At 61.0% G+C, this 14,038-nt stretch carries 8 protein-coding genes and 2 riboswitches; of the genes, 4 read left to right on the top strand and 4 right to left on the bottom strand.

Translation table 11 applies throughout. From position 1 onward, the window contains the following. Positions 1-101: 101 nt before the first annotated feature. On the bottom strand, positions 102-1,199 hold the full coding sequence (locus L0U79_RS05805; RefSeq protein ID WP_233840939.1) for a D-alanyl-D-alanine carboxypeptidase family protein: 1,098 nt from the start codon (positions 1,197-1,199) through the stop codon (positions 102-104). Between the two features lie 263 nt (positions 1,200-1,462). Here L0U79_RS05805 and L0U79_RS05800 point away from each other — a divergent pair, with 263 nt between their 5' ends. Continuing rightward, entirely contained in the window at positions 1,463-3,346 is a 1,884-nt protein-coding gene (locus L0U79_RS05800) for an ATP-binding cassette domain-containing protein (protein WP_233840938.1), read from the top strand. A 191-nt stretch (positions 3,347-3,537) separates the two neighbouring features. On the opposite strand, the gene ppc is transcribed toward L0U79_RS05800, so the two are convergent. Next, entirely contained in the window at positions 3,538-6,261 is a 2,724-nt protein-coding gene (gene ppc / locus L0U79_RS05795) for a phosphoenolpyruvate carboxylase (protein ID WP_233840937.1), read from the bottom strand. Between the two features lie 99 nt (positions 6,262-6,360). Further along, a riboswitch (S-adenosyl-L-homocysteine riboswitch) is annotated at positions 6,361-6,442 on the top strand. A gap of 62 nt (positions 6,443-6,504) precedes the next feature. Here ppc and ahcY point away from each other — a divergent pair. Next, on the top strand, positions 6,505-7,938 hold the full coding sequence (ahcY, locus tag L0U79_RS05790) for an adenosylhomocysteinase (protein WP_233840936.1): 1,434 nt from the start codon (positions 6,505-6,507) through the stop codon (positions 7,936-7,938). Between the two features lie 56 nt (positions 7,939-7,994). Here ahcY and L0U79_RS05785 read toward each other — a convergent pair whose 3' ends face one another. Both L0U79_RS05785 and L0U79_RS05780 read right to left on the bottom strand, forming a co-directional pair. Continuing rightward, positions 7,995-10,130 (bottom strand): beta-galactosidase, encoded by a 2,136-nt coding sequence (locus L0U79_RS05785; RefSeq protein ID WP_233840935.1) that lies wholly within the window; start codon positions 10,128-10,130, stop codon positions 7,995-7,997. 63 nt (positions 10,131-10,193) lie between these two features. After that, a complete protein-coding gene (locus tag L0U79_RS05780; protein ID WP_233840934.1) occupies positions 10,194-11,537 on the bottom strand; it encodes an amino acid permease in 1,344 nt (447 codons plus the stop codon). A 164-nt stretch (positions 11,538-11,701) separates the two neighbouring features. Continuing rightward, positions 11,702-11,784: riboswitch (S-adenosyl-L-homocysteine riboswitch) on the top strand. An 18-nt stretch (positions 11,785-11,802) separates the two neighbouring features. Between L0U79_RS05780 and L0U79_RS05775 the strand changes: the two genes are divergently transcribed. Together L0U79_RS05775 and dinB are read left to right on the top strand one after the other, a co-directional pair. Further along, positions 11,803-12,708 (top strand): hypothetical protein, encoded by a 906-nt coding sequence (locus L0U79_RS05775; RefSeq protein ID WP_233840933.1) that lies wholly within the window; start codon positions 11,803-11,805, stop codon positions 12,706-12,708. A gap of 216 nt (positions 12,709-12,924) precedes the next feature. Beyond that, complete coding sequence (gene dinB / locus L0U79_RS05770) at positions 12,925-14,025, top strand: DNA polymerase IV (protein WP_345778419.1); 1,101 nt, start codon at positions 12,925-12,927, stop codon at positions 14,023-14,025. Positions 14,026-14,038 lie beyond the last annotated feature (13 nt).

Below are 14,038 nucleotides of genomic sequence, written 5' to 3'. Positions count from 1 at the left end.
AAAACTTAACCGAGACGCCGATCCATGGCTTGGGGCATTTGCTACCAAATGGCGTGGTCTATCGAACTGGGCTCAGGTATCTGCCGTCGCCGGTCGATCCGTCAATCGTGACTGTTGGATGCGGACGCCAGCACGACCTTCTTGCTGCTCTTGCGATGCGCAAGGCGACGCGTGCTCGAGTGCTTGGTCGTATGCGCCGCCTTGGCGACGCGCGGGCAGCTCTTGCTGCGATGCGCGGGACAGCTGCTGCGGCGATGCGCCGGCGCGGTTTCGTCCGCCTCCGCCGTTTCGATCGGCGACAGTGCGGCCAGAACGCGGCGGGTCGTGCTCGGTACGCCAGCGCGCGCCACCAGGGTATCGGGCGTCGGCTGATTGTCGAAGCCATCGTCCAGCAAGCGCGCCATCAGGTTATCGCGAGCCGATGCGGTGCGGCCGCCCAACACCACGGCGAACAGGCGACGGCCGTCGCGCACGGCGGTCGAGGCCAGATTGAAGCCCGACGCGTCGGTGAAGCCCGTCTTCAGCCCGTCCATGCCGGGATAACGGTCCATCAGATTGTTGTGGCCACGAATCAGCCGACCACGGAAGACAAAGTCCTTCGTGGCGAAGTAATGGGTGTACTGCGGAAAGTCGTGATACAGCGCCACGGCCAGCTTGACCATGTCGCGCGCGGAACTGAGGTTGTTGGGGTCCGGCAGGCCATTGGCGTTGGCGAAGTGAGTGGAGCTCATGCCGAGCAGCGCGGCCTGGGCGTTCATCATGTCGGCGAAGTGGCTTTCGTTGCCGCCAAGGCTTTCGGCCACGGTAGTCGCCGCATCGTTGGCCGACTTGGTCACCATACCGAGAATGCAGTCGTTCACCGACACGGTTTCGCCGGCACGCAGACCGAGCTTGGTCGGCGCGCGCGAAGCGGCCCAGGTGGAAACGGGAAGCTCTTGGTCGACTTTCAGCTTGCCGTTCTGCATCGCCTGGAAGGTGAGGTACAGCGTCATCATTTTGGTGAGCGACGCCGGGTAGTTCTGCTGGTCGGCGTTCACCGCGCTGAGCACTTCGCCCGTGGCGGGGTCGACGACGATGGCCGCATAGCCTGCATGCGCCACGGAAACGAACGCGCTGGCGCCGAGCAAAAGCAACGCCGCGAACAGGCCCCAAAGCCGGCTCAGCAACCGCATTGGCTGACTGGATTGGATGACTGCCACGGCCTCTTTCACTCCCAGGAACCGCGGTCTCGCCCGCGTTGCGCAACCTTAATGCATGGCGACTGCGAATTCCAGAGGAAAAGCTTTAATCGGCCATGCTAAGTACATGTTTTTCTAAATTTTACCGCCGCCGGAAGCGTAAATTTTCGTTATGCGCCGGTGACGACCTTCTGACTCTTTAGCGACATTTGGCCGTAAATTCTTTAGCGGAACCTTTCATGACACCCCCTCGGTGGACCCCGTCGACCGGCTAAAATGGGCGGATGTCTCTGATCCAACTTCAGCGTGTCGACTTCAGCGTCGGCGGCCCTCTTCTGCTCGAACATGTCGACCTCTCCATCGAGGCGAACGAGCGCGTATGCATCGTCGGTCGCAACGGCGAAGGCAAATCCACCTTGATGAAACTCATCGCGGGCGAACTCAAACCCGACGATGGCGAAGTGCGTGTGCAAAGCGGCGTTGTCGTCGCGCGCATGGCCCAAGAAGTTCCACAAGCCACCGCAGGCAGCGTGTTCGATGTCGTCGCCGAAGGTCTTGGCGATCTCGGTCATCTGCTCGCGCGTTATCACCATCTGCTTGCAGAAGGCGATCTCGATGCATTGGGCGACGTGCAAAATCAGATCGAAGCGCAACACGGCTGGGATTTGGATCGTCGCGTTTCCGACGTGCTGACAAAGTTGGAACTGCCTGCCGATACGGATTTTGCGGCACTTTCGGGCGGCATGAAACGTCGCGTATTGCTTGCGCAAGCATTGGTGCGCAAACCTGATGTCTTGCTGCTCGACGAGCCGACCAACCATCTGGATATCGAAGCGATCGGTTGGCTCGAAGGCTTTCTCAAACAATTCGTCGGCAGCATCGTATTCGTCACGCACGATCGCAGCTTTCTGCGCGCGCTCGCCACGCGCATCGTGGAAATCGATCGCGGCCAACTCACCAGTTGGCCCGGCGATTACGACAATTATCTGCGCCGTCGCGAAGAACGTTTGCACGCGGAAGCGCAAGCCAATGCGCTGTTCGACAAAAAACTGGCGCAGGAAGAAGTGTGGATTCGCCAAGGCATCAAGGCGCGCCGCACACGCAACGAAGGCCGCGTACGCGCGTTGAAAGCCTTGCGCCGCGAACGCGCCGAGCGTCGCGAATTGGGCGGTACTGCGAAGATGGCCCTCGCCAATGCGCAAGCGTCCGGCAAGAAGGTCATCGAACTCGACCGCGTGCATCAGTCCTACGACAACCGCGTACTGATCGGCGATCTCAGCACCACCATCATGCGCGGCGACCGCGTCGGCATCATCGGCCCGAATGGCGCCGGCAAGAGTACGCTGCTGAAAATTCTGCTCGGCGAACTGAAACCGCAACGCGGCGACATCACGCTGGGAACCGGGCTTGAGATCGCCTACTTCGACCAGCACCGCTCGCAACTCAACGACGCCTTGAACGCGCTGGACAACGTGGCCGAAGGTCGCGAGTACATCGAGCTCAACGGTCAACGCAAACATATCATCGGGTACTTGCAGGATTTTCTGTTTTCGCCCGAGCGAGCGCGAGCGCCGATCACGCGACTTTCCGGCGGCGAACGCAATCGATTACTGCTGGCGAAACTGTTTGCGCAGCCGTCCAATCTGCTGGTGATGGACGAACCGACTAACGATCTGGACGTCGAAACGCTGGAGTTGCTGGAAGAGTTGCTCACCGACTACAAAGGCACGCTGCTGCTGGTCTCGCACGATCGCGAATTTCTCGACAACGTCGTATCCAGCACGCTGGTGCTGGAAGGCGAAGGTACGGTCGGGGAATACGTGGGTGGCTATAGCGATTGGTTGCGGCAGAAGCCTGGCGAACGTGCGTCTGCGGAAGCCTCTACGCCAGCAACAAAATCCAGCAACCCGACTGCACCAACAATTGCGGCGGCCGATGCCGAAAAAACGAAACGGAAGCTTAGTTACAAAGACGCGCGCGAATTGGAGCAACTTCCCGCGCGCATCGAGCAACTCGAAGCAGATATCGCTGCACGCGCCGAGGCGATGAACGATCCGTCGTTCTATCAGCAGGACAGCGCCGCGATTCAACGCGCAAACGACGCACTGGCAAAAGTGCAGGCCGAGTTGGAAATCGCGTACGCGCGATGGTCGGAGCTCGAAGGCTGAAACATCGCGCGATGCAGATCCCCTCCCGTGCTTACTGGGGAGGGCTAGGGCGGAGTTGTATGCGCTCGCCGCACAGTTGTAGTTCATCGCGAGGTTGCATTACCCCACCCCAACCCTCCCCTACTTTGTAGGGGAGGGAGTCCATTCGCGATGCGCAGGGAATTCTTCGTCATCCCAAAGCACGTGCACGCTCAACCCGTATTCTGCAAACCCTGCGCCACGCCGTTCACGCAGGCGACTAGTGCGCGCAACAAATGCTCGTCATTGCGATCCGCCGCGCGCCAGCGCTGCAGCAAGTTGACCTGCAGCAAACTCATCGGATCGACGTAGGGATTGCGTAGCCGAATCGACAGGGACAAGCGCGGATCGCCGCGCAACAAATCGTCGCTCTGCTTTAACCGCAGAACCCAACGGCGCGTGCGTTCGAATTCCTCACGAATCATGCCGAAGAACGTTTCATGCAGCGGACCGGCCAATTTCGAGAACGCTTCGGCGATATCGAGATCGCATTTGGCGAGCACCATCTCGACGTCGTCGAGCGCGTTAGCGAAGAACGGCCAGTCACGCGCCATATCTACCAAGGCGGACTCGCCATGCTTCGTGGCGGCATCTTCAAGCGCGGTGCCCAGACCGTACCAACCCGTAATGATGGAACGGCATTGCGTCCACGCAAACACCCACGGAATGGCGCGCAGATCTTCCACGCCGCGCATGCTGCGGCGGCGCGAAGGACGCGAACCGAGCGCCATCTGTTCGATCACATCGATTGGCGTCGCCGCGCGGAAATAGTCGACGAATCCTTCGCGATCCACAAACGCGCGATACGCACGACGGCTTTCGGCCGCCATGGCGGTCATGATCTCGCGCCATTCGCCTTCGCGCGGCTCGTCGTCGCGCGGACGCACACTCGCACGCAGCACCGCGCCCACGGTCTGTTCGATATTGCGCAACGCCAGCGCGCGCACGCCGTATTTGCGATGGATGACTTCGCCTTGTTCCGTCACGCGCAGAATGCCGTTGACCGAACCTCGCGGCGACGACATCAGCGCCGGTGTAATGCGCGCGCCGCCGCGACTAGCGGAGCCGCCGCGGCCGTGGAAAAACGCCAGGCGAATGCCCGCCTCTTGCGCCACCTCCAGCAATTCCACCTGCGCGCGCTGAAGACCCCAACGCGACGCTAACGTGCCGCCGTCTTTGCCGCTGTCCGAATAACCCAGCATCACCCACTGACATTCGTCGCGCTCGCGCAAATGCGCGCGGTAAACGGGATCGTCCAGCAACGCGCGCAAGGTATTCGGTGCGTTTTTTAGATCGTCGACGGTTTCGAACAGCGGCGCGATATCGAGCGGCACGGCAATGCCCTCGCCCGTTTGCGTCGGCTTGACCAAACCGCCATAGCGCGCCAACGCCAGCACCGCCAACACGTCAGCGGCGGTGCGCGCCATGCTGATGATGTACAGACCGATCGCGTCTTCGCCGTAGTGTCCGCGCGACGTGTGCAAGGTCGCGAAGACGGCGCGCAGCGACTCGGCTTGCGCGTCGTCGACAACGTCCAGGGATTTTTCGCCGCTGGCGTAAGGCCGCAACGCGGCGACGCGTTCGGTGGGCGTGCGTTGCGTCCAGCTTTCATCGCGAAGCAACGCCGCCAACGCATCGTCGTGCACGCGCGAATCCTGGCGCACATCCAGGCGCGCCATATGGAATCCAAATGTACGTGCGCGCCAGATTAGACGGCGCACGGCGTACGCGCCTGCGTTCAAACCGCGATGATCGATCAGGCCGTGCACGATCAGCAGCAAGTCGTCCAGCAGTTCGTCGGCGGAGCGATAACCTTCGACGTGCCCTTCCTCCAATGTCGCTTCGAGGCGCGCACGAATCAGGGTGAGAAAGCAGCGATACGGCATATCCGCATGACGCGGGCGAATCGTGGCAGCGGCGCGCGGAAACTGTTCGCGATAATCGGCAAGACGCTTCAACAGCGCTTCATCGAAATCCACGCGATCGTCGGTTTGACTGAGTTGACGCGCGAGTCCGTCCACATCGGCGATGTAATGTTCCAACACATGCGCGCGTTGCGTCGCCAAGCTGTTGGCGATGGTGTCCGCGCCCACATTCGGATTGCCGTCCATATCGCCGCCCACCCACGTGGCGAAACTCAGCAGCCGCGGCAACGGCACGGCGACGCCGTACACGTTTTGCAGCGCATCGGCGAGCACTTCGTAGAACGCGGGAACAATGCGATAAATCGGATTGGCGAGATAGAAGCCGACGTGATGATGTTCATCCTGCACGCTCGGGCGAATCGGCGATGCTTCGGCCGTCTGCCAACCGGCGGAGAGCGCCATATAAATGCGGTCGTCGTCTTCCTTGCGTTCCTGCGGCGTGCGGGTGGGATCGAAGTTGTCGACCAGCGCGCGCACGATCGCTTGTTCTTTTTCGAGCAACGAACGTCGTATCGCTTCGGTGGGATGCGCGGTAAAAACGGGCTCGACTTTCAGCTTGTACAACCACTGCAGCAATTCGTCGGGGCCGACGCCCTGCGCCTTCAAGCGCTGCAACACATCGAGCAGCGATTCGGGTTGCGTGGCGGCGCCTTCGCGCTGGTAGTCGCGGCGACGGCGGATGCGATGCACCCGCTCGGCCGTGTTCACGGCCTGGAAGTACGCGGCGAACGCGCGCGCCAGCGCTTCGGCGGCCTCGGCATCCAGATCGGCCAGCGATTCGGCCAGATCGTCCACGGCCCGCCCCTCGCGACGGCGACGGATAGAGGCGGTGCGCACCTGCTCGACCCGCTGAAAGAAGCCTTCGCCACCCTGCTCGGCCAGCATGCGCCCCACCATCGCGCCGAGACGATGCACGTCTTCGCGCAGCGGGCCATCGTGGGGCAGAAATTCCGGGTCGCGACTAGCTTCCATGGGGCCTCCAGGGGATCAGTCCCCTAGCCTAACCAATTTATGACGCAATGCAGCGTTCCAAGTCGTCATAAGTAACCATCTATGGATAAAATGGGCGTCTTCGCCGAGGGGCGCTGCGACCGTAGGGAATGTCTACGGCCAGGCTCGGTGGATGCTTCGACTGAAACGGCGCTCATGACGCGAACCTCGCGTCGGCCTGGCCTTCCGGGCCGGGTTTCCCCATGAGACTCGGAGACATCCTCCATGAATGCTGTTACTAACGATTCCGCAACGCACGACTACAAAGTCCGCGATATCGCGCTGGCCGAGCTCGGCCGCCGCCGCATCCGCATGGCCGAAGAAGAAATGCCCGGCCTGATGTCGATCCGCGCGCGCTACGCCACCAGCAAGCCGCTGAAGGGCGTGCGTCTGTCCGGTTCGCTGCACATGACCAAAGAAACCGCTGTGCTGATCGAGACGCTGAGCGCCCTCGGCGCGTCGGTGCGCTGGGCCTCGTGCAACATCTTCTCCACCCAGGACGATTGCGCCGCCGCCGTGGCCGCTGCCGGCATTCCGGTGTTCGCATGGAAAGGCGAGACGCTGGAAGAATATTGGGATTGCACGCTCGACATGCTCACCCATCCGGGCATGAAGGGTCCGGAGCTGATCGTCGACGACGGCGGCGACGCCACGCTGCTGATCCACAAAGGCGTGGATATGGAAAACGGCGACAACTGGGTGAACACGCCCAGCGGCAACCATGAAGAACAGGTCATCAAGGATCTGCTCAAGCGCACCGCGAAGGAGCGTCCTGGTTTCTGGAAGAAAGTCGCGGCCGACTGGAAGGGCGTTTCCGAGGAAACTACCACCGGCGTGCATCGCCTGTATCAGATGATGGAAGCCGGCAAGCTGCTGGTGCCCGCCATCAACGTCAACGACTCGGTCACCAAGAGCAAGTTCGACAACCTCTACGGCTGCCGCGAATCGCTGGCCGACGGCATCAAGCGCGCGACCGATCTGATGGTCGCCGGCAAGGTGGCCGTGGTGTGCGGTTACGGCGACGTGGGCAAGGGTTGCGCGCATTCGCTGAAGGGCTTCGGCGCACGCGTCATCGTCACCGAAATCGATCCGATCAATGCGCTGCAGGCGGCGATGGAAGGCTTCCAGGTCACCACCGTGGAAGACACGCTCGGCATCGCCGACATCTACGTCACCACCACCGGCAACAAGGACATCATCACGCTGGAACACATGGCGGCGATGAAGAACAACGCGCTGGTGTGCAACATCGGCCACTTCGACAACGAGATCCAGATGGATCGCCTGAACACGGCCAAGGACGTGACGCGCGAAAACATCAAGCCGCAGGTGGATCGCTACACCTTCGGCAAGACCAATCACAGCATCTACATGCTGGCCGAAGGTCGTTTGGTGAACCTCGGTTGCGCGCACGGCCATCCGAGCTTCGTGATGTCCAACAGCTTCAGCAACCAAACGCTGGCGCAGATCGACTTGTGGGCGAACAAAGACACGTATGAAAAGACGGTCTACCGCTTGCCCAAGCAGCTGGACGAAGAAGTGGCGCGCCTGCATCTGGAACAGATCGGCGTGAAGCTCACCAAGCTGACGGCAGATCAGGCCGCCTACATCGGCGTGCCGGTGGAAGGTCCGTACAAGCCGGATCACTATCGTTACTGATCGCGGGTCGCAGCGTCGATCCTACGAGCCCCTCTTCCTCTGGAAGAGGGGCTTTTTTAATGGCTCACTTCGGCGTTCGTGCTGCGCACGGCATCGACAAAGGTGCCGAACGGAATATCGGTAATCCCAACCAAACCGATATGGCTGTTCTCGCCGTCGAGCACACGCCCCGTCACGGGCTGATCGACATATTCGAACCAATGCGTGCCGACAATCGACCGATCGCTCGCGGCGGCGTGCACGAATCGCGCATACGCTTCACCGCGTTGCTGCTCGTTCCACACCGACACGACGCCCTTACCGAATGGGCCGCGATCGTTCGAGCCAAAATGGAACTCGGTGATCAGCACAGGCTTGTCGAGTTTATGCAGCGCGTCCATATCGACGCCGTGCTGCGGCACATCCGTATACGTGTTGAAGCTGATGACATCGCAATACTGCGCGCACGCCGCGACGGCTTCAGGAGTATTCACCGCAAAGCGACCGCCGAGAAACAGATGATGTGGATCGTGACGATGCAGCGCCGCCGCGACGAGGCTGAAGTATTGATCGGCGTAGCGGCGCAGCCATGCGCTGTAATCCTCGGCGATCGCCGGATGCGCCTCATTCGGTTCGGGCGCCGGAAAATTCGCGGCGTCCAGCGCGGACCAATCGGCGAGCGCGATGCCCCATGCCGCCGCCAATTTGGAGGCTGTACCGTATTTCTTTTTCAGCGCGGCGATAAACGCCTGCTTCGCATCGCTGCGCGCTTCGCCGCGCAACGTGCCCATCGCCAAACCCCACCGGCCTTGCGGCCCCTGGCCGGCCCAGGCCAGTTCGTTATCGGCGAAATACCCAAGCAACCACGGATCGTCACGCAATGCAGCCGTCGCGTTTGTCACCGCCTTTTCCACCGCTTGGGCAAAGCGCGGGTCGAAGGGATCGGGCATGCGCCCCCAATAATCGTATCCGCTGGAAACATTGCCGAAGTCGCCGTCGATAGGCATGGACTTCGTGTACGCCAAGCGATGCATCTTGCCGAACGCGTCATCGCTCCAGTTTCCCAGCGTATTGAATCCCCAGGCCTGCAGGCGATCCATCGTGCGCGTGCGCCACGCAGCGCGCCTTCCATCCCCATCGATGCGATAGAGATTGGCGGCGTAGAAATCGAACCAACGTCCGTGATTGCCGCCGATACCCGAGCTCGCGAGGCGCTGAGGATCGCGGCTGTCGCTGGAGCCGTAGAACGCGCTCCACGGCGCGCGATCCGGCGGAAGATCCACGAACATAAATTCGCGCCCTTCCACATAGGTGCGCGTGTCGTCTGCCGTGACCGTGTCGACACCAAGCGAAAAGAAAGCGTGTCCGTCGGGCGTGACGAGCTGCCACCGACCGTTTGCTTTTTGCGTGTGGAACCAGCCGGTGCGCGTCAATGCAAGGCTCTCGCGACCGCCGTACGTATCCAAGCCGCGTCGCGCACCCAGTTGCGTCTCCAGATGTTGGCTTTCTTGCCGATGCGCGTTGCGCAAGGCGGCATCGCTATCGATCTTTTCCGGCCACTTGCCGCGCGTGAATTGGCCCCACTGATCGACAATGCCCCGATACGCATCCTGCATCGCGTTATCGTCGGCGACCGTGTCCATCTTGCCGAGCAAAACCTGCTGCGCCGCTTGCGGCGCCGGCATGCTGAAGCGGATCGCGCGCACCTGCGCAAGGTCGATAGAACCTTCGACGGTGATCGCCACAAAGACGGGACGGCCGTGATCGTCGAATGGCATCGGCGGTCCCACCTGCATGCCTTGCGCACGCGACGATGTCGCATGCAAAGGAATGATCGCGGTTTGTTCCGGGCCCGCTGGCAAACCTAGCACCGCATGCAGATGTCCACCATGATTGTCCTCAAGATCGACATCAAGCGTGATGGCCCACGGCATCGCGTTCTGCACCTGAATTTGTAGCGCGCCCTGCCCCGAAAAATTCCATGCGCCGGTACTTGGCGTCACCGCAAGCTGCGGTTGCGGCGACGGCTGAAACGCATAGCGCCCCAGCTGCGTGCCGCGCGCATCGTGCTCCATCTGCCCGACGCGCTGCACATGCTGCGTTTGAATCTGCACGCCCGTGGAAGCCGATGCGAGATTGGCGACCTCGCCTGCCGTGCCGTCGAATGACGACAACCCCAGAATCATCCCCATGCAAAGCGCGGTGCGTTTCATCAGTCCCTCGCGGTCAATGGATCGCTTCAGTATGCAGAGCGATCCATCACTTCGATGTGCAGATCATGATCCTCTTGCGCGCAGGCGGCTCCATCCGCGCCACGCGGCGTAGACGGGAATGCCGCAAGCGATGATCAGCAAACTCATTCCCGCGTCGCCAGGTGTATTGATCACCGTGGCCGCGATGACGCCCAGCACCGTGCACACGAACACAAACGGCAAAACCGGATAAAGCGGCACGCGAAACGGCGAACTTTCCGCACCGAATTTGCGCCGATACCAGAACAACGTGGCGATGCCGAACGCATGCCCCAACCATTCGCCGACCGTCGTGTAGTTGACCAATTGATCGAACGTGCCGGTAAGAATCAGCACGATCGCCCACACGCCCAGTACCGCAAGCGCCACCTGCGGCGAACGCCAGCGCGGATGAATTTGTCCCACGGACCGAAAGAACATGCCATCGGAACCCATGGTTTGCAGCACGCGCGCGCCACCGGCGATGGCGATGCTGCAGTAACCAAAGGTGGAGCATGCAATGCCAATCGCCATGATCGTCGCGCCATGCGGTCCGAAGATGTTGCTCATCAAATCGGCGGCCGGCGCCTTGCTTGCCGCAAGCCCCGCGTGCCCAAGGCCCACGAGGTAGGCCACATTGACCAACACGTAGCACACCGCGACGCCAACCAGGCCCAACGTGAGCGCGCGCGGCAAGGTGCGCTGCGGGTCGCGCACTTCGCCGGCCATATCGTTGAGATAGTGGAAACCGCCGTACGTAAACAGCACCGGCAACAACGCGCCGATCCATGCGCCGCCGGACACCTGATGCGTCGTATCGATAGCGAGTATGCCGCCCAGATGGCCGTGCGCCAGCGCCAGCCCCACCACCAGCAACAACGCGATTGCTGCAAGCTTCAGCAGCGTAAACACGTTTACCAGCCACGATCCGGCGCGAATGCCGAATAAGTTGATGCCGACGATAAAGACGATCGCGCCCGCCGCCACCGGCTTGACCCACCAGACCGGCAAACTCACGGCCCGGCAGGCGTAATCGGCAAACGTCACTGCCACCGCCGCCACGCTGCCCGGATAATTGATCAGCGCCATCGTCCAGCCGAACAGAAACGCCGGCAGCGATCCGAAGGCATCGCGCAGGTAAAGATAGATGCCGCCCGCTTGCGGACGTCGTGCGCCGAGCTCGCCGTAACACAGCACGCCGGCCAATGTGAGCAATCCGCCCAGCGCCCACAGCGCCAGCAATGGCAGGCCGGATGACGTGCGTTCGGCCACGGTGGCGGGCGTGCGGAATATGCCGCTGCCGATCACGCCGCCGACCACGATGGCCGCGCCGCTCCAAACGCCGAGGCTGCGCAGATAGGAAGGAGAGGACGAGGTGTCGTTAGTCATAAGTGTCGACATTAACCCGAGTCGGCACCGAATGTCCGGTGACCTTTGCCCTATCTCCCGCGGGTTCGCATCGCCACGCAATGACCACCGTCACATTGACACGTCGAAATCGGAGCTCCGATACTTGAGTGGTCACGCGCCGTGACCTACTACGACGGCGCATCGGCCCCGAGGGGTGCTGCGACGGACATCGGTCCGCCACGCTCGGTCCGCCGACCACCCCAAGATGCAAGGGCGCCCACCCCAATCATTTGGAGGTGTTTGTATGTCTGCGCCCGTTTCCGAAATTCGTCTTGCCATCGCCTCGTCCCACGAGTTTCCCAACGTCCATGTGGACGATGTCGTGTTCGTTGCGATGTTGGAATTGCTGGATATTCAACCCACGGTATGCGTGTGGAACGATCCTGCTGTCGATTGGACCGCGTTCGACGCCGTGTTGATACGCACCATCTGGGACTACTTCGAGCACTACGACGCATATCTCGCTTGGCTGCAAACGCTAGAACGACAAGGCGTCACCACCATCAACGACACGCAAACGCTGCGCTGGAACGGCGACAAGCGTTATCTACTCGATCTCGAACGGATCGGTATCCCGATAATTCCAACGCGCGTGGTGCATGGACGCGACTTGCAGGAAGCATCGCTCTCCTTATCGGATCGTCATGTGGTGATCAAACCCACCGTAAGCGGCGGTGCTTGGCATACCGTGCGAGGGGAAACGGGCACAGCGGAATTTCAACATGCGCTGACGCAGTTGCCGAAAGAATTCGACTATCTCGTGCAACCGTTCGTACCCGAGGTCGCCAGTAACGGCGAATGGTCGCTGCTCTATTTCGACGGCGCGTATAGCCACGCTGTTCTCAAACGTCCGACAACGGGCGATTACCGCGTGCAAGAAAAACACGGCGGCACCATGGAGCAAGCCACACCCGACGATGCCATCTTGAACGCCGCCGGCAAAACGGTTGCCGCGGTCTCGGCCTTGGGTTTTCGCAAACCTGCCTACGCCCGTGTCGACGGCGTGGTGGTCGGCGATCAATTCCTCATCATGGAATTGGAGTTGATCGAACCGTCGCTGTTCCTGGCCGAACGACCCGACGCCGCCGAACGTTTCGCAAGGCATATCGCTGAACGCGTGCAACGTTTAGCGCGCGAAGACGCGATGTAACAGTGTCGATAGCGCATCCTGCGCCCGTCTTATCGCGGCGGGCGCAGGTGTGTTTGCAATAGGTCAGCCGACTATCAATACTAATCGCGCATGGATCGCGCTGGACGTTCGGTCCATAACTTTCCGAAACGCCGGTACGCCGCGCGACTGGCATCAGGACAACCGAGCTACGGCTTCTCTCATCAACTTCGTCGTTAACCTTCTATCGCCACGCTTGTGCCCGACGCGCCACGCAAGATTCTTCACGTCGACATGGATGCGTTCTACGCATCGGTGGAGCAGCGCGACGATCTTTCGCTGCGCGGCAAGCCCGTCGTTGTAGCGTGGCGCGGTGCGCGTTCGGTGGTATGTGCGGCGAGCTATGAGGCGCGCAAATTCGGCGTGCGTTCGGCCATGCCAGCGGTGCGCGCGGAGCGACTTTGTCCTCAAGCGATTTTCGTGCCGCCGGATTTCGTGCGTTACAAAGCGGTGTCGCGGCACGTGCGTGAGATCTTTGCGCGCCATACCGATCTGATCGAACCGTTGTCGCTCGACGAAGCGTATCTCGACGTCACCGCGACCAAGACCGGCTTGCCAAGCGCAACCGCTACCGCCGAAGCGATTCGCGCCGCGATCCGCGAAGAAACGCAACTCACCGCGTCGGCCGGCGTCGCGCCGAATAAGTTTCTCGCCAAGATTGCTTCGGATTGGAAGAAGCCGGACGGATTGTTCGTTATTCGCCCACATCAAATTCTCGATTTTTTAGCCCCATTGCCGGTGAATCGCCTGCCCGGCGTGGGCAAGGTGATGGAGACGAAATTGGCGGCGCTTGGCATTCAAACCGTCAACGAATTGCGCGCGTTCACGCTTGCCGATTTGGAGTTCCGCTTCGGCCGCTGGGGTCGTCGCCTACACGAACTCTCGCTAGGCATCGACGATCATCCCGTGCAACCGAATCAGCTGACGATGCAGGTGTCATCCGAAGACACCTTCGAAAACGATTTGACGCTCGACGAACTCGAACCACATATTCGTCGGCTTGCGGAAAAAACCTGGACTGCGCACGAACGCGAAGCGCAACGCGGACGTATTGCGCGCACCATTGTGCTGAAACTCAAGACGTCCGACTTTCACACGCTTACGCGTAGTTTGACGCCATCCATCCGTCCGCACTCGGCGAACGCATTGGCGGATATCGCATGCGCGCTTCGCGATCGAGTGGAGCGTCCTGCCGACAGCCGCTATCGCCTCGTCGGCGTCGGATTGTCGAGCTTTGTCGATCAGGACAGTTTTGTGTCGCAGAGCGATTTGTTTATCGAAGACGATACGGCTCGGTAAAATGCCGCACGTC

Source organism: Dyella sp. 2HG41-7 (assembly GCF_021390675.1).
Taxonomy (GTDB): Bacteria; Pseudomonadota; Gammaproteobacteria; order Xanthomonadales; family Rhodanobacteraceae; genus Dyella_B.
This window is presented reverse-complemented; position numbering and strand designations above follow the sequence as displayed.